Origin of the sequence: Kyrpidia spormannii, from assembly GCF_002804065.1 — a bacterium.
Classification (GTDB): domain Bacteria; phylum Bacillota; class Bacilli; order Kyrpidiales; family Kyrpidiaceae; genus Kyrpidia; species Kyrpidia spormannii.
In genome coordinates this window covers 480441-500055 of record NZ_CP024955.1, presented here as the reverse complement: position 1 = coordinate 500055, position 19615 = coordinate 480441, and the positions used below count along the sequence as shown (strand labels likewise).

General features: G+C 61.2%; 20 protein-coding genes. 4 read left to right on the top strand and 16 right to left on the bottom strand.

The features are described from left to right. The first annotated feature begins 110 nt into the window (after positions 1 to 110). Complete coding sequence (locus CVV65_RS02575) at positions 111 to 833, top strand: hypothetical protein (RefSeq protein ID WP_100666817.1); 723 nt, start codon at positions 111 to 113, stop codon at positions 831 to 833. Between the two features lie 8 nt (positions 834 to 841). Here CVV65_RS02575 and whiA read toward each other — a convergent pair whose 3' ends face one another. The 7 genes from whiA to CVV65_RS02540 form a co-directional block, all read right to left on the bottom strand. Next, on the bottom strand, positions 842 to 1777 hold the full coding sequence (whiA, locus tag CVV65_RS02570) for a DNA-binding protein WhiA (RefSeq protein ID WP_100666816.1): 936 nt from the start codon (positions 1775 to 1777) through the stop codon (positions 842 to 844). Positions 1778 to 1791: 14 nt separating this feature from the next. Continuing rightward, on the bottom strand, positions 1792 to 2976 hold the full coding sequence (locus CVV65_RS02565) for a gluconeogenesis factor YvcK family protein (RefSeq protein ID WP_100666815.1): 1185 nt from the start codon (positions 2974 to 2976) through the stop codon (positions 1792 to 1794). After that, positions 2963 to 3871, bottom strand: coding sequence for an RNase adapter RapZ (gene rapZ / locus CVV65_RS02560; RefSeq protein ID WP_100666814.1), 909 nt, complete (start codon positions 3869 to 3871; stop codon positions 2963 to 2965). Before rapZ ends, CVV65_RS02565 begins: the two co-directional genes overlap by 14 nt. Positions 3872 to 4176: 305 nt before the next feature. After that, positions 4177 to 5898 carry a tetratricopeptide repeat protein gene (locus tag CVV65_RS02555; RefSeq protein WP_100666813.1) on the bottom strand — a complete coding sequence of 574 codons (1722 nt, stop codon included), beginning with the start codon at positions 5896 to 5898 and terminating at the stop codon, positions 4177 to 4179. A gap of 85 nt (positions 5899 to 5983) precedes the next feature. After that, positions 5984 to 6766, bottom strand: a complete 783-nt coding sequence (gene lgt / locus CVV65_RS02550) for a prolipoprotein diacylglyceryl transferase (RefSeq protein WP_100666812.1) — start codon at positions 6764 to 6766, stop codon at positions 5984 to 5986. A gap of 36 nt (positions 6767 to 6802) precedes the next feature. After that, complete coding sequence (locus CVV65_RS02545; RefSeq protein ID WP_100666811.1) at positions 6803 to 7216, bottom strand: hypothetical protein; 414 nt, start codon at positions 7214 to 7216, stop codon at positions 6803 to 6805. A 73-nt stretch (positions 7217 to 7289) separates the two neighbouring features. Continuing rightward, a complete protein-coding gene (locus tag CVV65_RS02540) occupies positions 7290 to 7499 on the bottom strand; it encodes a hypothetical protein (RefSeq protein ID WP_100666810.1) in 210 nt (69 codons plus the stop codon). A 255-nt stretch (positions 7500 to 7754) separates the two neighbouring features. Between CVV65_RS02540 and CVV65_RS02535 the strand changes: the two genes are divergently transcribed. After that, a complete protein-coding gene (locus tag CVV65_RS02535; protein WP_100666809.1) occupies positions 7755 to 8246 on the top strand; it encodes a hypothetical protein in 492 nt (163 codons plus the stop codon). 55 nt (positions 8247 to 8301) lie between these two features. On the opposite strand, the gene CVV65_RS02530 is transcribed toward CVV65_RS02535, so the two are convergent. Further along, positions 8302 to 9042: a class I SAM-dependent methyltransferase gene (locus CVV65_RS02530; RefSeq protein WP_157935346.1), complete on the bottom strand. Its 741-nt coding sequence runs from the start codon at positions 9040 to 9042 to the stop codon at positions 8302 to 8304. Between the two features lie 144 nt (positions 9043 to 9186). Then, positions 9187 to 10776 (bottom strand): long-chain-fatty-acid--CoA ligase, encoded by a 1590-nt coding sequence (locus CVV65_RS02525; RefSeq protein ID WP_100666807.1) that lies wholly within the window; start codon positions 10774 to 10776, stop codon positions 9187 to 9189. Between the two features lie 252 nt (positions 10777 to 11028). Between CVV65_RS02525 and CVV65_RS02520 the strand changes: the two genes are divergently transcribed. After that, positions 11029 to 12288, top strand: coding sequence for an aminopeptidase (locus CVV65_RS02520; RefSeq protein WP_198592100.1), 1260 nt, complete (start codon positions 11029 to 11031; stop codon positions 12286 to 12288). Positions 12289 to 12737: 449 nt separating this feature from the next. Next, positions 12738 to 14084 carry an MFS transporter gene (locus CVV65_RS02515; protein WP_100666806.1) on the top strand — a complete coding sequence of 449 codons (1347 nt, stop codon included), beginning with the start codon at positions 12738 to 12740 and terminating at the stop codon, positions 14082 to 14084. Positions 14085 to 14250: 166 nt separating this feature from the next. On the opposite strand, the gene CVV65_RS02510 is transcribed toward CVV65_RS02515, so the two are convergent. From CVV65_RS02510 to hisH, 7 genes are all read right to left on the bottom strand, one after another. Continuing rightward, positions 14251 to 14568: a hypothetical protein gene (locus CVV65_RS02510; RefSeq protein WP_232796689.1), complete on the bottom strand. Its 318-nt coding sequence runs from the start codon at positions 14566 to 14568 to the stop codon at positions 14251 to 14253. Then, positions 14565 to 15551, bottom strand: a complete 987-nt coding sequence (locus CVV65_RS02505; protein WP_100666805.1) for a Gfo/Idh/MocA family protein — start codon at positions 15549 to 15551, stop codon at positions 14565 to 14567. Before CVV65_RS02505 ends, CVV65_RS02510 begins: the two co-directional genes overlap by 4 nt. Continuing rightward, a complete protein-coding gene (locus tag CVV65_RS02500) occupies positions 15548 to 16507 on the bottom strand; it encodes a Gfo/Idh/MocA family protein (protein WP_157935345.1) in 960 nt (319 codons plus the stop codon). Before CVV65_RS02500 ends, CVV65_RS02505 begins: the two co-directional genes overlap by 4 nt. Before the next feature lie 180 nt (positions 16508 to 16687). Further along, positions 16688 to 17395, bottom strand: coding sequence for a bifunctional phosphoribosyl-AMP cyclohydrolase/phosphoribosyl-ATP diphosphatase HisIE (gene hisIE, locus CVV65_RS02495; protein ID WP_100666803.1), 708 nt, complete (start codon positions 17393 to 17395; stop codon positions 16688 to 16690). Further along, the gene (gene hisF / locus CVV65_RS02490; protein WP_013076129.1) at positions 17392 to 18153 is read right to left on the bottom strand and encodes an imidazole glycerol phosphate synthase subunit HisF; all 762 of its coding nucleotides are present in this window, start codon (positions 18151 to 18153) and stop codon (positions 17392 to 17394) included. The genes hisIE and hisF overlap by 4 nt, the downstream gene beginning before the upstream one ends. Further along, the gene (gene hisA / locus CVV65_RS02485; protein ID WP_100669117.1) at positions 18147 to 18992 is read right to left on the bottom strand and encodes a 1-(5-phosphoribosyl)-5-[(5-phosphoribosylamino)methylideneamino]imidazole-4-carboxamide isomerase; all 846 of its coding nucleotides are present in this window, start codon (positions 18990 to 18992) and stop codon (positions 18147 to 18149) included. Before hisA ends, hisF begins: the two co-directional genes overlap by 7 nt. Next, positions 18989 to 19615 (bottom strand): imidazole glycerol phosphate synthase subunit HisH, encoded by a 627-nt coding sequence (gene hisH / locus CVV65_RS02480; RefSeq protein WP_100666802.1) that lies wholly within the window; start codon positions 19613 to 19615, stop codon positions 18989 to 18991. The genes hisA and hisH overlap by 4 nt, the downstream gene beginning before the upstream one ends.

Here is a 19615-nt window from a genome sequence, read left to right as displayed (position 1 = left end):
CCCTGCCTTTTGCCAACCCGGCCCCCCATATCTTTGTCCGCCAGCGCACACCCAGTCCGCCCTCCTGCATACACTGGCCTAGGTGACCCCGGCGGAAGGAGGCATCCGTCATGATTCAAGAACACGACCGGGATCTCAGCGAAGGTTGGTGGAACGGCAAGCCCGTGCGCTTCCTCGCCGGTGGGCCGACCGCTCTGGCACCGGCGGGAATTTATATCGCGGTGCGAAGCTGGAGTTCAGAAGGACGTCCCCAACTCGTCGAAGGCCATCGGCCCATCCTCGATGCCCTGCCGGGGCGGCCGGGCTACAGCGCCCTTCGCTTTGTGCATTATTTTGAACTCCACTCCGGCCTTCAGCCCGATGCCGTCCGCAGCGTGACCGACGTTCTGAACCGGGCCAGCCGCATTCACACCCCCGGACACGTCGTGCATACTCCCGTGGTCCCCCCATCTACCCGGACGCTGTGGCCCACCGTGCTGGCCTGGCACGACAGCAACGAAGTCGCCTTTTTGGACGGGGGCCTCGCTCCCCTGGCCGTCAACCGGATCTACCTCGGCATTCGGGGCGTCGACCGCAAACAGAACCGCCTCATCTACATCCCCGGACAGCGGTGGATCTTCGAATGGGCACCGGGTCATCCGGCCTATGGACCCATCGCTCGGGTCCACTACGTAGAACTCGCCGACCCCGACTCCGGCGGAGGGCCGCGCAGTGTCGCCGACCTCCTGAAACAAAGCCGGGCCCTTCACATCACCCGGACCTTCGTCACGGCGGCGATTTTGGAAATCGACGGCAAACAAGCCTCCCCGACCCCACCCCCGGGCCGTCCATGAGGAAGAGACTAACCTCCGGACTCCCTCACCCGCCTGGCCCACTCGTCCAGTTTGCGCAACCGATGATTCACCCCGGATTTCGTCACCCCGCCACCCAACAACGCCCCCAGCTCTTTCAGATTGATGTCTGGGTGGCGCAGGCGCAGTTCGGCGACCTCCCGGAGTTTCGGCGGGAGGTTGTCCAAGCCGATGGTGCGCTCTAAGAGGCGGATATTCTCGATCTGCCGCACCGCCGCCTGAACCGTCTTGCTTAAATTCGCCGTTTCGCAGTTTACGAGTCGATTCACTTGATTGCGCATGTCCTTCAAGATGCGAACGTCCTCGAAGCGGAGCAGGGCTTGGTGGGCCCCGACGAGGTTCAGAAATTCGACGATCTTTTCCCCTTCTTTGAGATAAACGATCTCACCCCGTTTGCGTTGGATCGCCCGGGCATCCAAATCATAAGTCCCCAGAAGTCGGAGAAACCCTTTACTCAACTCCGCATCGCCGAGGGCGATCTCCAAATGATACGAGGCGCCCTCGGGGTTGTTCACCGAACCCGCCGCCAAAAATGCCCCCCGCATATACGCTCGGCGACAACAGTCCCGACCCAGAAGCCGCGTCGGCACTCCTCCTTCCAGGCTCTCCCCTCGCCGGGAGATCTCCAAAAACTCGAGCACTTCCTCTGCCCGCCTGGAGATTCGAACCAGATACACATTATTTTTTCGTAGCCGCATTTTCTTGCGGACCAAGACCTCTGCGTGCACCTGAAAGACATCTTTCAGCAACAGGTAGATCCGCCGGGCGATGGCAGCATTTTCCGTGGCAATGTCCAGGACCTCTCGATTCTCCACCGTGTGAAGGCTGCCGTTCAACCGCAAGAGCGCGGACAGCTCCGCCCGCTTGCAACACGGTTTGTTCACCACCCCGGTCAGCTCTTTTTTCGTCTCCGCCGCAAAAGACACGGCCGATCCCCCCTTTAACGGCGCCGCCGCCATGACCTCCGGGCACGCCTGGCCAACTGCACGATGCGTCGGCTCACTTTTTCGGCGTCGTGCCACGCATACCGGTCCAGGCGGAGAAAATCCCCGGTGATCACCCGGACACCCATGCGCTCCAGGGCCGAGACGTCCGCCGCCACGGGATGCGCCCCCTCGTTCCGATACCGGCGCAGGGCCTCCTCCGGAATGGGAGCTGTGTGTACTACGGCAAAGTCAAAAAAGGGAAATCCAATGTGGTCGTATATCGCTTTCACATGATCGGAGGCTGTGAACCCGTCCGTCTCGCCGGGCTGGGTCATCACATTGCACACATAGACTTTCCAGGCCCGGCTGCGGCGAATCGCCCGGGCGACCTCCGGGACGAGCAAATTCGGAATGATGCTGGTATACAGGCTCCCCGGTCCCAGCACCACCACATCGGCTTTCTCAATCGCCTCCACCACCTCTTCGGGCGCCTCGGCATCCGCAGGGGCGATGGCCACCCGCACAATTCGCCCCCCGGCGGCGGGAATCCGAGACTCTCCGGTGATCTCCCGACCGTCCTCCAACCTCGCCTTAAGAACCACTGCCCGCCGGGCTGCTGGCAACACCCGACCCCGCACCGCGAGTACCCGGCTGGCCTCCCGGACCGCCGTCTCAAAATCCCCGGTCACGTCCGCCATCGCCGCGATAAACAAATTGCCGAAGCTGTGCCCGGCCAGGCCGTCGTCATCACCCTGAAAGCGGTGCTGCCACAACTGTTCCATGAGCGGCTCCGTGTCGGCCAGCGCCACGAGACAATTGCGTATATCCCCCGGGGGAGGCATCCCAAAAGCCGAGCGCAGCCTCCCGGAGCTCCCTCCGTCGTCGGCCACCGTCACCACGGCGGTCAACTCCACCTCGTGCATCTTGAGCCCCCGGAGGAGCACCGATTGACCCGTTCCGCCGCCGATCACCACCACCCGGGGCCGGTGCAGGGGAGCCAACCGCTCCCGCCAGTTCCGGCGCTTTTCCCACCACGCACCTAGAATCAGCACCAGAACGCCAAACACCAGGGCCGACCACCCGAACACCGCCCGCTCGACCCCCGCGGGTCCCAGTTCCCGCCCCGCCGCCAGAACAAACCCCAGCCCGAAGGCCGCTACTCCCCAGCCCCAGGCCCACCACGTCTTACCCATCCACATCGGCGCCTTTCGCCAGATCCCGGTGAATATCCCGGTGGTACACGTGGACCTTCTCCCGGGCTTGATAATGTCGGCGCAACAATTCCACCATCGCCACGGACCGGTGTTGCCCACCGGTGCACCCCACCGCCACCACCAATTGGCTACGCCCTTCTTTCACGTATTGGGGGAGCAGAAAGTCCAGCATATCTGTGAGTTTGTCGGAAAAGGTCTTCGCCGCAGGCCATTTCATCACATACTCGTACACGTCGAGATCCAAACCCGTCAAAGGGCGAAGGGCGTCCAAATAATACGGATTGGGAAGGAATCGAACATCGAATACGAGATCTGCATCGATGGGTACGCCATACTTGAATCCGAAAGACACCAAATGCAAAGTCAGCCGATTGATGTCCGACCCGCTAAAATGCGCCGCAATCTTCTCTTTCAGCTCCGCCGGCTTGAGAAGACTGGTATCGATGATCCAGTCGGCCCGGTCCCGGATCTCCTCCAAGAGCCTGCGTTCTTTTGCAATCCCTTCCAGAATCCGGTTGCCCTGGGCCAAGGGATGCCGTCGCCGGGTCGCCTTGTACCGCCGCACGAGCACCTCGTCCCGGGCTTCGAGAAACAGGATCCGGTACTGCACTCCGTATTGTTCCTCCAGGTCTTTCAGCGCCATCAGCAGATGCGAGAACCAGGAACCGCCGCGGATGTCGCACACCAGCGCCAACCGGGACACCTTCCCTTCAGATTGGCGCATCAATTCCGCAAACTTGGGGATCAGCGCCGGAGGCAGGTTATCCACGCAAAAATACCCCAGGTCTTCGAGACTTTGTACCGCCACGGTCTTTCCGGCCCCGGACAATCCCGTGATGATGACCAACTGCAAATCTCTCTCCACCTGTTCCTCCTCCATGCCGTCATCCCCCCACCTCTTCACCCATAAGCATATCACGGCACAAAAAGAAGAGACAATGAAGTATTCTTAATACCAAAAATCCAGGGCCGGGTTCATTTTCTCCACAAAAAAAGAAGGCGTCCCAAGACACCTTCGCAACTGTATCAGATCAAAGGGGGTCAGATGTGATACATCTATATCTTAAACCGATCGTGCCGAGGATGGGTGATGATCTTCTAAAGAATGTGTGGAGATCTGTTTAGAATTCCGCCCACGTTCATGCCGATCCCCCCAGACCACCGGACGACCAAGCCAAGCCCAACTTAATCGGTCAACATACAGGTCTCGATGATCAACCACAGCCGATCCCCCAGCCCCTGCTGGGAGACCTTGTAACGCTCGGCCACCTCTTTCCGGGAGAAGGGCAAATGACACCGATGACGGGCCGCACACTCCAAAGCTCCGGCCCACAACTCCGGCTTGCGCACCCGGGGGGCCTGCAGATGAATCAATTGGGTGAACTCCGACCAAATCTCCATCGCCACTTTGGCTAGCGTCGTTTCCCCCCTGCCCTGGAGTTCCTGAACCGCCAGTTGTACAATCCGCTGCCACTCCGGGCGCCCGGCCAGGGATCTCGCGGACTCCGGGCGAAAATCCACCGGCAGAATCCTGGAAGGGAGGCCAATCTCCACAATCTCCTCGGGCTGAAGTTCAAACATCCCTTTCAGCGCGGCCTGTTTCACCGGCAGATACTCATCGTCATCCAGAAGCAAAAAGCGCAGCGCCCGCTCCACATCTTCTCCGCCAAAACTCACCACCAACGGAATGACTTGCTTTTTCGTGACGGGATCCCCGTGGCGGAGCACCCACATGAGAGACGAACGGACCACCGACTCCGGCGGCCAAAGTTCCCGCCCCAACTTCGACCCCGGGTCTTCAGAACCGGGACCGTTTAAACGAGTGGTATCCGCATAAGGAAGAACATATTGATAGCTGACAGGGAGCACCTCGAGGCCGCGGCTGATCGCCTCCCGAACTACCTCTTCGTAATAGCGCCCGATCCCGGAAGAAGGATCCAGGACATGCACCTCTTCCCAGAGGCGGGCCGCCTTTCGCAACCGCCCCAGGTTCGCGGCCGCCGCCGCCAAGGCGTGAACCACCGGCGCCTCCGGGCGCGGTAAGAACCTCACCAGATGGTTAAAAATATCATAAGCCGTGCGGTGTTCTTGAAGAATGCCCATGGTGGTCCCCAGTTTGTACGCCAGTTCGGGCTGTATCGGCCTGAGTCTCCGCAGTTGATCGAGGAGGGCTTGGGTTTGTTCTTCCTTTCCCGCAGAACGGTAAAAAATCGCCAAATTGCACACCGCGTGGAGGTTGCCAGGCTGAAGCTCCAGGACCCCTTTGGCCGTTTCGATGGCTTTTTCGACATCTCCGAGGTAATAATACGCTAAGGACAGGTTGTTTCGGTCCACGGTGGCGTCAGACGACTCTTGAACCTTCGCTTCAAGGTAAGCCGCCGCATCGAGAAACCTTCCATCTTCCAGAAAACGCCGCGCCACGTCCTCGTCGCCCCTCAACCGAATCCGACCGTCTCGGCGCCTGCGCACCATGCGGGTCCCGAACTCGGTCACCAGGATATCCAACATTTCTTCAGCTTCCTCCGCGAATTCCCCTTCGGGATCCACTTCCAGGTAACGCGAGGCATATTCCTGGGCGAGGTCGTACAACCCGAGGTTGGCAAAATTATTGGCCATGTAGAAATAACACTCGTACATTTTCGGATCCAGTTCGAGAAGAACCCGCTCCAACACTTCATTCGAAGCCTGATAATCCCCGAGCTCGGACAGTACCCCCGCCAAATTGCAGTGGTTGACCGGGTTCGCCGGCTCATATTCCACGACTTTCCGGAAGTATTTCAAGGCCCGGGGAAGATCGTGTCGATCCAGCGAGCGCACGGCCCGTTCAAAAAAGAACGTCGCATCCATGCGCACGAGCGCCACCTTGTGACCTTTGGGTTTGCCGCTGGTACCCCCCTGCTTCGCCATCCCCAACACCTCCTCAACCCCGCCTTTGGGAAAACCTCTGCCTCCAGTGTACCAATGATCCCCATCTTACGATAGAGGGATTTTTTCACACCGTCTCACGGTCTGACCGCCATGCCAGATAGACCATAAATCCCGCTGCCAGCACAACCACCGCCACGCTGGTCCACTGGGCAGCCGTCCAGCCGAAAAGAAACCGCGGGCTGTCCCCCCGAAGCATTTCTAAGAAGAACCGCGCTCCATTGTACAGGATCACATAAATGAAAAACACCCACCCCTTGGGCAATCTCCACTGTTTCAGGATCAGGAGCAGGGCAAAAATCACGACGTCTGCCTGGCCTTCCCAGATCTCAGCCGGCCACAGGGGTTGGTCCCCGTATACCTGGCGGGCCAGTGATCCTTGGGGATACAAAATCCCGAAATCCCCGCCCGTGGGCCCCCCAAAAGCGTCGCCGTTCATCACATTGGCCGCCCGGCCAATGCTCTGCCCGAGCACCAACCCCGGGGCTGCGAGATCCATCAATTCCCAAGTGTTGAGCCTATGCCGCCGAACGTACCACAGACCCATCACCAGGGCTCCGACAACCCCGCCTTGAATCGATAGGCCCCCGTGCCAAACTGCGGGGATCTCCCAGGGATGCGCTCGGTAAAACGGCCAATCAAAAAAGAACACCTGCCAAAACCTCGCCCCCACGACCCCGGCCAGAAACAGCCACGGAGCGAGATTCCACAGGTGTTCCACATACCGCTCCTTGCGTTCCACTTTTGCCAAATACAAAGTCACACCGAACCCGAGCAAAAACGCCAGCACGAACAAAGTGCTGTAAGCTCTGACGGGAAATGGGCCAATGTGAAACCAATACGGATGCATGCCTCAACCCCCTGGGCCGCCGCCCCAGACGGCAAACTACGGTACGCTGACGGTGGCCTCCCGGGGGGTACCCACCGGCCGGTGATCCCGATCCACCAAGACCACCCGCACCCGGTGGACACCCGGGTCCACGCCTTGCAACACCACCTTGGGGCTGTAGAGCTCGGCCAGTAAACGACCATCGAGGAACACTTGCGCGCCTCCGGTTTGCGGGGCCGCGGACGCATGATCACCCACCCAGGCAAACCCGTGGGGCGTGATGCCCACCTCCACGCCGTCGGACACGCCCTGTACCCTCACATCCACCTCGGGTCCCGGTCCCCCAGCGGGAATCCGCCCGGGTCCACCGTTCACTTCCAAGAATACCATTCCCACCACGACAACGCCAAGCACGACCACCGCCATCTTTAGCCGCTCCGCCGCGAACGTCCAACCCGAAACCCTCCGCATGCCGCCACCCTCCCTGTCCACCTCGGAGTTCTATCCGATGTGTACGCCAAAGAGGGCAAGGACATGACCCTTGTCAGCGCCGACCGCGCGGGGCTTGGGCCGACCTGGCCCGCTCCTCACCGCCCTGAAACAGCCAGGACTTCGGGCGCCCGGAGTCCCCGTGCACCTCTGCCTCGGTCTTTTCCACGCAAAATGGACAAATGATTTCGTTGTTGTGGGTATTGTCCTCCCGCTTTCCGATAAAATGGCGCCCACACACGACGCAAAAAAGCATCACGGGCACCCACTCCTCCTTTGGCACACGATGTTGAGGGTTAGCGCGGCACGGATCCGGCGCAGTCCGGCATCCACCCGGCTCGGCGACGGCAACCACCCCGCGTTGGCTTTAAGTTTACCGCATTCCCCCGAGGAAGTACCAGACCCTTTTTGTGGGTTTTACAAAAAAATGTGGTGTCCGTCCACACCCCCTTGTCGGGGAGTGGCATAGGAATATGGCAGAGCGTCGACCATTCACCTTCGGCGCGTGAGGAGGAAGGCCATGACCCCGAACCCGCAACAGACCCGGAGGCCGTCCGTTCGCCCTGGACAGCGCATCACCGTCGCCACGCCCCAAGGCACATACCGGGGCATCGTGTGCGCCGTGCATCCCGAAGGAATGTGGCTCATGTCCCCTGAGGATCAAGCGCCGCCGATTATTCCGTTAAATCAGGCTCCCGGCGGGCAGATCGAACCTGCATTTTTAGGACTATTCCGACTTATGCCTATGCTTAGAGGCCGGGGACGGCCCCCTGCACCCGATCCCCCCGCTGCAGACGGTTGGGCGCCGGGGCCGCCCTTTACGCCCCTGCATGGAACTGTACAGCCGGCGGGACCCTGGTTCGGCCAAAATCCCGGTGGAGCGCCACCTTCCCCTTCGGCCGAGTCTTCCGCCGAGTCCGGCTCATCCCGGGGGTTCCTCGGTTTTCTGGCCGGTCGGAACCGGTTTTGGTGGCTGCCCCTGGCCTTTTACGGGCTGCGGCTTTTTTTCTGAAGGGCCACAGCCCTTCCCGGTCATCGAAGTCCGTTGAAACCCCTTCGCCAGTCTGTCACTTCGCCGGTTTTCGTCCGGTCACCACCACATAACCTAAGTGCTTTGCGTGTCGCGCCATCAGCTCGGTGTTAGCCCGGAGCACCTCCCGGACTTCGGCGTCGTCCAGGGCGGTGGATCCCAGATCCCATCGATCCGGGTCGTCCCATTCGTCCTTCAAAGCCCGATTCAGGTCGATTCTCCGGGCCTCGACGAGTCGCACGTCCGAGAATCCAACCCGACGGTACAACGCCTCCCAATCCCCATAGAGTGGTAAATCCTTCACTCCGTACAGATCCTCGATCGCCCGGGCGGTCTCGGCGGGCAGGGCGTGTCTGGCCGCCATTTCCACGTCCAGGACTCCGCCCCCCGGCACCAAAAGCTTTCGGTACTGCTCCACGGCCTTCTCCCGGGACACGAACACCGTCACCGATTCGGCGATCACCCAATCAAAAGACGCCTCGTCGAAGGGAGGGGCGAGCAAATCCCCCGGGACGAACTCCGCCGCAACGCCTTCCAGGCGGGCCCGACGCCGGGCCTTTCGAATCATCAGTGGCTGAAGGTCAAGACCTGTCACCTGACAGCCAAACCGTTTTGCCATGTAACAGGCTGTGCGCCCCGTGCCGCAACCCACGTCCAGGACCCGGGTATCCGGGCCGAGGGACAATTGACCGATCCATTTTTTTGTCAGGGCAAAGCCACCGGGATGGGCGCTCCCCGCCCCGACTTTCGCCAGCACTTCCTGGTACCGATTCACCACCGACGATCCCTCCCTGCTGTGACCATTGTATGGAGAAGCAGGGAAGACCGCCCGGGCGCGGGACAGGTCCCGGGGCGGACAGGCAGGAGGAGCCCAAAGGGCTCCCCACGGGACTCGACAAAGGTCGGTTCTGGACGCGCGAAATCATTGCACGCGCTTGTCCCGGCCGGACCAGTACCGCTCCCGAAGCTTGAATTTCTGCAGTTTTCCCGTGGCCGTGCGGGGAAGCTCGTCCACGAACTCGTAGTCTTTCGGGCACTTAAAGTGGGCCAGGCGCGCCCGGCAGAATTCGTTCAGTTCTTCCGCGGTAACTTGATGGCCCGGTTTCACCACCACAAGCGCCACCGGCACCTCACCCCACCGCTCGTCGGGCCGGGCCACGACCCCGACATCCGACACCGCCGGGTGTTGATAGAGCACCCCTTCCACTTCCACCGAAGAAATGTTTTCACCGCCGGAAATAATCACATCTTTGAGCCGGTCGACGATCTCGATAAATCCGTTCGGGTGCACCACGGCGAGATCGCCGCTGTGGAACCAACCGTCCCGGATCGCCCGAGCCGTCTCCTCGGGCTGCTTGTAATACCCTTCCATGACCACGTTGCCCCGGGCCACGATCTCCCCGATCTCCCGACCGTTCCACTCCACCTCGGAACCGTCCTCCCGAACCACCTTCGTTTCCCCGCTGAAAACCATCTCGACCCCTTGGCGGGCCTTGAGAACCGCCTGTTCCTCCGGCGACAAGCTCTCGAATTCCTTGCGCCACTCGCAGTAGCTGATAAAAGGGGAAGTCTCCGTGAGCCCGTAAACGTGGATGACTTCCATGTGGAGGTATTTTTGCACCCGGTCGATGATGGCAGCGGGGGGAGGTGAACCGGCCGTCCCCATCCGAGGCCGGGTGGTGATGCGCACCTGTTCCACGTTCGGGGCTTGGACCAACATACTGAGCACCGTGGGAGCCCCACAGGCCAGGGTGATCCCCTCTTTCTCGTAGAGGTTCAGGATCTTCACCGGATCCACCTTGCGCAGGCAGACGTGGGTCGCCCCTACGGCCGTGATCGCCCAGACCCCACCCCAGCCGTTGGCGTGAAACATGGGCAGGGTGTGCAGGTACACGTCATCATGAGACACTCGAAGATGAAAAAGAAAATCGGCGGCATTCAGATAATTCCCTCGGTGGGTCATGACCACCCCTTTGGGTTTCGACGTGGTGCCGCTGGTGTAGTTAATGCTGATCGTCTGGTTCTCATCGATTTCCACATCGATCGGCTCGGGGGAAGATTCGGCCAAAAGGGCCTCGTAATCCATGGCTTCCAACGGGGAGGAGAAGCCGGAGTCGATCTGGATATACTGGCGGACCTTCGGCAGCCGGGAACGAATGTCGTGAATCCGTTCGCCCCATTCCGCATCGACGATGACCACTTCGGAATCGCTGTGGTCGATGACGTACCCGAGCTCATCGGGATTGAGGCGGATGTTGAGGGGTACAATCACCGCTCCCATTTGACAAATCCCGTAAAAGCATTCGAGCATTGGATGGGTGTTGGGCACCATCACAGCAACTTTTGTGCCCGCCGCCACCCCAAGTTTGCGGAGAGCATTCGAGAGGCGGTTCACCCGGTCATCAAACTCCCGGTACGTGAATCGTTTGTCCTCGTCAATCACTGCGATCTTGTCTGGATAGAGTTTCACGGCACGGCGTTTCCAATCCAGTGGCGTCAGTGGCGTAATCAACGCTTGTCCTCCTTTACCCGTCATTCATTCTCCACTCAAGTGTAGTATAACAGAACACGCCCGACGCTGTTGCAAAAAAAGGTGCCTGTCTGGCACCCGTCTCACTCCCCTGTTGCCATTGCCACCACCGTCACCACCGGAGGTCCGCATTACCTGCTCCCACGCCAATGTCTGCCTGTGTCCTCCGATTGGGGGTAAGATCGGGTTATAATGGAAAAGTCGGAAACTGTTTCAGCGAGGGAGGCCGAGCCCATGTTGACGGGGAATGCACTGCGCGACCAGTTGCGCAAATACGCGGAGTTAGCGGTCAAAGTCGGGGTGAACCTGCAACCGGGGCAACACCTGGTGATCGGCTACGGAATTCGCCAGGTGCTGCCGGAACACGTGGAATTCGCCCGGATGTTGACGGAAGTGGGGTACGAGGCGGGAGCGAAGTTTGTCCACGTGGACTGGGGGGACGAATGGTGGGTGCGGGAGACCATTTTGCGGGGGGATCTGGAAACCTTTAAATCCCGGGCCCGCCACCAGGTGGAATGGGTGCAGCGCCTGGCCGACGAGGGGGCCGTGTATTTGGCCCTGCCCGCCACGGACCCGGACCTGTTTGCCGGGATCGATCCAAAGCAAGTGACGGCCTTCCTCAACGCCCAGGCGGAGATTTTCCGGCCCTTTAACGATAAGCGGACGAACGACGAGTACGCCTGGTCCCTCATGTCCGCACCGACCCAGGCCTGGGCCGACAAGGTCTTTCCGGAGCTGCCGCCGGAACATCGTCTCGACGCCCTGTGGAACGACATCCTGATCTGCTCCCGGGCGGACGGGCCGGATCCCGTGGGGGCGTGGCGGGAGCATTTGGAGAATTTGAAGAAGCGGGCGCAGTGGTTGACAGACCTTCGGATCCACCGCCTCCATTACCGCGCTCCCGGGACGAACCTCACCGTTGAGTTGCCGGAAACCCACTATTGGGCCGCGGCGTCGAACCAAACGCCCCAAGGGGTGGCCTTCGTGGCGAACATCCCCACCGAAGAAGTGTATACGGTGCCGCTTCGGGAGGGCGTTGAAGGCACCGTGTCCAGCACCATGCCCCTCAACCACAACGGCTCCTTGATTGAGGGCATCCGGTTGCGCTTTGAAAAGGGGAAGATCGTGGAAGCCACGGCGGACCGGGGCGAAAACGCCCTGCGCCACATCGTAGAGACAGACGAGGGCAGTCGATATCTCGGGGAGATTTCCTTGGTCCCGGTGGATTCGCCCATCTTCCAGCGGGGGCGACTCTTCTACAACACCCTGTTCGACGAGAACGCCTCGTGCCATCTGGCCATCGGGAACGCCTACCCCCTCATTGAGGGCGGACATGATCTCGATCGAGCCGCCTGGCGGGCGGCGGGGCTCAACCAGAGCCTGGTGCACGTGGATTTTATGGTCGGATCCGACCAAATGGACATCGACGCCGAAACCCGGTCCGGGGAGACCGTGCCGATTTTTCGGAGCGGGCGATGGGCTGAGTCGGTGTGAACCCGGCCTCATCCGGGCCATGGGCCCCCCGCCCGGCCCGGATGATTGTTCTGCTATCGTGCCGTTTTACTCTTCCTTTTTTGACCACACGGTCGTTCCATCCTCCAACCAAATGGCCTTCGGGGGGATTTTCCATCGATATCTCCTTGAGGGCTCCAACCTTCACCTGATCCCGGCCCTGAACGGCTGCCCCCGCGGCGGGAAGGAAAGACGCCGCCCGCCGGAGGGTCTCGGGATTGGCCTGAAGTGTCACAGTCCCTCCCTCCTCCGAAAAACCCTGACCCCATTGATTCACACCCGAATTATACGGAAGTCTAAAAAACCAGGTCAAGAGAGAGTTCTGACGATATCGGTTATGATTGCCCCCACCAGGCGCCTGCGGATATTGACAAATCTTTAGCGATGCGTTTGAATTTTTCCGTAACGCGATAAAAGTAGGGGGGGTCGGAATGGACGGTCAAATTGCGGCGAGGTTGGACCGATTGCCGGTGACTTCGCTCCACCGCAAGCTCATGTGGTTGGTAGGCATCGGGGTATTTTTCGACTTATACGACGTATTTTTGGCAGGAATCATGGTGAACGTGTTTAAATCGACTTTCGGTATCGGTGCCGGCCAGCAGTCCGCCTTCATCGCCGCCGGGTTTATCGGCATGTTTGTCGGGGCCGCGACCTTGGGAGGATTGTCGGACCGCTATGGCCGAAGGACCATGTACCTGGTCAATCTCGGGATTTATTCGCTTTTCACCCTCTTGGCCGGATTCGGGCAAAGCTTCGAATGGATTCTGGTCTGTCGCATCATCGCCGGCTTGGGGCTGGGGGCGGAGCTACCCCTGTCCGACGCCTATCTGAGCGAGATGCTGCCGGCTCGGGTGCGTGGGAGGTATATTGCTATCGCGTACACCCTCGGCTTCTGTGCCGTACCAGTGGTCGGGTTCATCGCCCGCTGGCTGGTGCCCACCCAGATACTGGGATTGGCAGGATGGCGGTGGGTGTTCATCCTCGGGGCAGTGGGAGCCATCCTCGTATGGATCGGCCGGCGAGGCTTGCCAGAATCACCGCGTTGGCTCGAGGTCCACGGACGCCGGGAGGAGGCGGAGCGATACGCCGCCCAGATGGAGGAAACGGCAATTCAGGAAGGCCGCGGGACCCTGCCGCCACCCCAGCCCCTCGCCGTGGAGCCGAGTGAGCGGATTCCCATCGCCGACCTCTTTCGCGGGGAGTACCGGAAGCGAACCATTATGCTCTGGTTGTTTCAAATCCTCCAAACGGTAGGGTACTACGGGTTTGGGTCCTTAGGGCCTTTGGTGCTGGCTCACAAGGGATTCGACATCGTGAATACGCTCATGTACTCCGGAATCATGTTTCTGGGTTATCCCATCGGATCATTGCTTTCCCTTCCCATCATCGAACGTTGGGAACGGAAGGCGTGGATTTGCAGCACGGCCTTTGGGATGGCCGTCTTTGGCCTACTCTTTGCGTACAGCACATCGGCGGCTGGTGTTCTCATCTTCGGATTTTTGTACACGGCGGTGAGCAATATTTTCTCCAACGCATTCCACGTGTACCAGGCGGAGATCTATCCCACCAGGGTCAGGGGGACGGCGGTGGGAAGCGCTTACAGCCTCAGCCGGCTGACCAGCGCGGTGATGCCTTTCGTTCTAGTGCCCCTGCTCCAGTCCCGGGGCGCCGCTGCGATGTACGGGGTGGTGGCTTTGGCCATGCTGGTGCTCATCGCAGATATCGCCTGGCTAGGACCGCGGACCACGAAAAAAGCCCTGGAACAGGTCTCGGCGTGAGAGACCGTTGTGAGGAAACGAACACCGCCGGGTCAGTATAAAAAAGGCACAGTACGGATGCACGTATGAATTCCGGCGTGGTAGAATATCCTTGAAGAAGCAGGAGGGGCAACAGCTCCTCCTGCAGCGGTCATCAGCGGCCTGCTCTCCTAAACCTACACAAATCTCACATTGCACAGGGTTTGGGTTTGGGGCTATCATGTCTCGCCCGGTGGATCCCCCCGCCGTGGGGCGTGTAATCCCCCACAAACACCCCGTCATACTCCCGATACAGCCGGTTCGCCACCGTCCGCAGGTACGCCTTCGTCTGTTCTCGGCGCACCCGCCACAGCTCGTCCAACCGCTCGTTCAGCTTCTTCCACCTTCGCGACGGCAACCACACCTCCGACCCGTGTTCTCTCACCACCCGAACGGACTTCCTCTTGCACCGGTCCCGAAGGGACTTCACTTCGGCAATCCTGCGGTCCAGAATCTTCCCTGTCACAGGGCGACCTCCCGCCCGATCCGGGCGGACCGATACGCCGCTTCCACCACCCGCTCCACCGCCCACCCGTCCTCCGCCGGGGCCAAAGGGCTCTCCGGTGGCATGCGACCGGCCCGCACCGCCTCGACAAAGGCCTCTACCATACATATATAGGGGTCATCCCCGTAGATCCGCCGGTGCACCCCCTGTTCCCCATACTCCTTGACAAACTCGGAAAAGGCGTCCATCTCCGCCGTGCCCTTTTCCCCCACGAGGCGAAGCTGAAGCCCGCCCCAGGTGGGATATGACGCCGGCCTGGACCAGCTGGGATCGAGCCCGGCGATCCATCCCCTTGAAAATCTCAACTGCAAATGAGCGGCGTCCTCCACTTCAATGTCCGGATGGAAAAGGGTGGCGGACCGCGCGAACACAAACTTGACCTCATCCCCCGTCATCCAGCGCAATAAATCGATCAGGTGGACGGCGTGGTCCCAAATCGCACCGCCTCCAAACCCCTTCTGGGCGAACCAACCCCCGGGCATTTTTCCGCAATTGGCCCCCACCGCAGCGACAAGGGCCCCGAGAGCTCCATTGTTCATCAGAGTTTTCAAGCGAATGGCCGCCGGGCTGAAGCGAACGGCGAAGGCCACCGCCAGGACCCGCCCCAGCCGCTGGGCCCGGGCCACCAGATCCCGGGCCCGGCTCGCCGCCCCAGCCAAGGGCTTCTCGCACAGGACGTGTTTCCCCGCCTGCAGGGCGGCCAACACCACGGGGTAATGGCGACTGTTCTCCGCCGCCACCACCACGCCATCGCACCGCTCCAGCAGGCGATCGAGATCCGCCTCAAAGAGCACCCCGTGACGTTCCGCCAGATCCCGGCCGCGGTGAAGGACGTGATCCCAGATCCCCACCAACTCCGCCCCGGGAAGCTGCCGAAGGGTGGAGACGTAGGTGTCCGCATGAACATGGGCCCCGGACAAAACGGCCATCCGCACGGGATTCATGAGACCACCTCTTTCGGGGATACCGGCCGCCGGCTTTCCGCGGAACGAAGGGCGGCCCAGGCCACGGCCGCCGATTCCAATGCCGCTTCCCAGGTCACCGGAGGTGCTTCGTTCCGGCGCAGGCTGTCGAAAAAAGCTTCGAGCTCCCGCTGATACGGGGTCTTCCCCAGGGGCAGCCGGAAAGCCCCGGCCGCCGCCCCGTCATCCCCCCGGGTCCACACCCGCAGGGGCACCGCAGCCGCACTGCTGTACTGGAGCAGGTACCCCTTCCCCGCCAGCTCGAATTCCATGGTGAGGCCAGGGGCATCCAGCCAGCTCCCTTCGATGTGAGAGAGACTTCCATTGTCGTGCACCAAAGTTGTGAGGGCGTACCGTCCCCCCGCCGCCGTCCGGCAGAACACCTCCCGCACCGGCCCCAGGGTCCAGCGGCAGAAATCAAAATCGTGGATGGATAAATCCAGCACTACGCCTCCGCTCTTCCCCACGTCCCCGTACCAGTCGTCTTCCCCCGCCGGCATCGAAGACCGCCGGGCGGCCCCGGCCACCCCTTTCGCGCCCCGGGCCAGGGCAATTCGGTGTAACTGTTGATACTCTGGAAAAAATCTCAACACGTGGCCGACCATCAACTGAACCCCCGCCCGCTTGATGGCATCCCGGATCGCCGGAACCTGTTCCGGGCGACGGACCAAAGGCTTTTCCAAAAAGATGTGCTTGCCGCACTCCGCCGCAAGCTGAACCGCCTCCAGGTGCAGGTGGGTCGGAAGACAAATGTCCACCACGTGGACATCTTTGCGCGCCACCAAAGGCTTCATCTCATCGTATCGGGGCGCCGGCCAGACTCCCGGCACCGGTCGGCGGGTGTAGATGCCCACCACCCGAACGCCTTGGATCCGGCGAAGCGCCTCCACGTGAACCCGCCCCATGGTTCCATACCCCAAAACGGCCACCCCGAGCACAAGGATCCCCCTTCGGGTCGACGTGCGGCCGTTTTCATCTCCGGCCGCCCTTTTCCCCATGCATATTCGCGCGGGAAGGCAACTAGAAGTCAGCCAAAGCAATCGGCAGCGGCCCGGCCTGCGCGCGGACATCCGGCAGTCGCCAAATCGGCCGGGCCACCTGCAAAAAAAAAAGGCGGGCTACTGATCCCGCCGCTTGAATCCCGGCCCTTTCCTGGGGCTGACATCCTTGACCAAGTGGCGCCCCTGCAGTTCCCCCCACACTTCCTCGGGTTGCAGCCCGACCTGGCGCCACAACACCATCAGGTGATACAACAGATCTGCCGACTCGTAGCGCACCTCCGCCAAATCCGGCTCCCCGGTCTTTCCCTTGGCCGCCACGATGGTCTCCGTGGCCTCTTCGCCGATCTTTTTGAGAATCTTGTCCAACCCTTGCTCGAACAAATAGGTTGTATACGACCCTTCCGGACGGGTGCGGTACCGCTCGTCGATGGTCTCCCAGAGTTCAGCCAAGACCGTCTGCGGCGGCCCCCCCGGCGACCTGTCCGCCCCCTCCTCCTCGTCCGGCTCCCCGAGGCTTCGGTAAAAACAGGTCCGCTCCCCGGTATGACAGGCGGGGCCGGCAGGTTCAACCCGCACCAACAGGGCATCCCCGTCGCAGTCCACCCGCACCTCCACCACCCGCTGGGTGTTGCCCGAAGTTTCCCCTTTGTGCCACAGGACAGCCCGGGAGCGACTCCAAAACCAAGTCTCCTTCTCGGCCAAGGTGCGCTCCAGGGCCTCCCGATTCATATACGCCACCGTCAGGACCTCCCCGGTCCGGGCGTCTTGGACCACCGCCGGGATCAGCCCTTTTTCATCGAAGGACAGCGCCTCGGGATCGATCAACGCACCGGCACCCCCTTCTGCCTCAGGTAGCGCTTTACTTCTTGAATTGTCGTCTCCTTAAAATGAAAAATTGACGCGGCCAGGGCGGCGTCCGCTTTCCCCTTGGTGAACACCTCATAAAAATGCTCCTTTTTCCCCGCTCCTCCCGATGCAATAACGGGGATGTTCACCGATTCGCTGATCACCCGGGTAAAGGTCAGGTCATACCCGTCCTTCCGTCCGTCCTGATCAAAACTGGTCAACAAAATCTCCCCCGCCCCGAGATTTTCCATTTTTTTCGCCCACTCAACGGCAGAAAGACCGGTTCGGGTCCGCCCCCCGTTGATCAGAACCTCCCAATCCCCTTTTTGCCCGTCGTATTTTCCATCGATGGCCACGACGATGCACTGCTGCCCGTAGCGCTTGGCCGCTTCCAACACCAGCTGCGGGTGTTTCACAGCGCCGGTATTGATCGACACTTTGTCCGCCCCGGCCTTGAGCAGCACCCGAATGTCGTCTACGGATGTGATCCCTCCACCCACGGTGAGGGGAATAAACACCTCGGCCGCCGTCCGGGCCACCACATCCACCATCGTGGCGCGCCCTTCCACCGAAGCGGAAATGTCCAGCAGCACCAGTTCGTCCGCCCCGGATTCATCGTAATACCGGGCCAACTCCACCGGATCTCCGGCATCCCGCTCGTTCGTCAAAAAGCTGACGTTCTTGACCACCCGACCGTTCTTTACGTCAAAACAAGGAACAATGCGCCGGGTCAGCATACCCGTCCCCCCTCTCCGCCGTACCGAACACCTTCACTGCCATCCTCGGCTGGGGAGGGCTCGTCCCACTCGTCCTCCATTTCGTGGTCCGTCGGACCGGACCGAAGCCAGGCCGTGGCCTCTTTCAGAGAGAGATCCCCGGTATACAAAGCCCGGCCCGCCACCGCTCCCGCCACCCCGCGGTGCCGCAGAGCGTAGAGCCGTTGAATGTCCCCGAGATGCCGCACGCCCCCCGAGGCAATCACGAGCAGTCCCGTCTCTTCCGCCAACTCCGCCGCCGCCCTGCCATTGGGCCCGGCCATAGCCCCGTCCCGGCGGATGTCGGTGAACAGCGCTCTTCGCGCACCCCATTCTTTCAGGCGCCGGCCCAACTCCACCGCCGCCACCCCGGTGTTCTGCAGCCAGCCCCTCACCGCCACCTTCCCGTCCCGGGCGTCCAGCCCCACCACAATGCGCTCCCCGTATTCGGCCAGCACCTCTTTCATCCAGACCGGATTCTCCAGCGCCGCGGTGCCGAGCACACACCGGGCCACCCCGAGGGAGAATAAGGCCCGCAGGCTCTCGCCGTCCCGGATGCCGCCTCCGACCTGGACAGACAGGCCCGCGGCCTCCACCATCCGCCCGATCAGCGGAAGGTGCATCGGATGGCCCTCCTTCGCACCATCCAGATCCACGACGTGCAGCCACCCGGCCCCCTCGTCCCGCCACCGCCGGGCCACCGCCACCGGGTCGTCGCCGTACACCGTCATTTGCCCGTAATCCCCGTAGCGCAGTCGCACCGCCCGGCCATCCGAGAGGTCGATGGCCGGATACAACTGGAATTCCGCCGACTCCGTCACGCCTGCCCCACCCTTTCGCCGCACAGATCTGCGAAGTTCCTCAACATCCGCAGCCCGATATCGCTGCTCTTCTCCGGGTGAAACTGCATCCCCATCACTTGATCCTTGGCCACAATGGCCGGAACTTGCACGTGGTAGTCAGTATCTGCCACCACCACCCCGGGATCCTGGGGCTCCGCATAATACGAATGAACAAAATACACAAAATCGCCATTTTTCACCCCGTCCACCAGAGGGTGGTCCGGCCGGCGAATCGTCAAATCGTTCCAGCCCATGTGGGGAATTTTAAAATCCCCCTGAAAGCGCCGCACTTTTCCCGGAATCAGATGCAGCCCCACGTGACGGCCGTGCTCCTCGCTTTCCGAAAACAGCAACTGCATCCCCAGACAAATGCCGAGCAGCGGGCGTCCCTCTTTCACCACCCGCCGAATCGCGTCCAACATCCCGAGGTGCCGAAGATTAAACATCGCATCGCCAAAGGCGCCGACGCCGGGCAGCACCACACCATCCGCCTCGACCACCGCCCGGGGATCCGAGGTGACCCGGGCCTCGACCCCGACTTTGGCAAACCCTTTGGCCACACTGTGCAAATTCCCCATGCCATAATCGATAACGGCGATCAT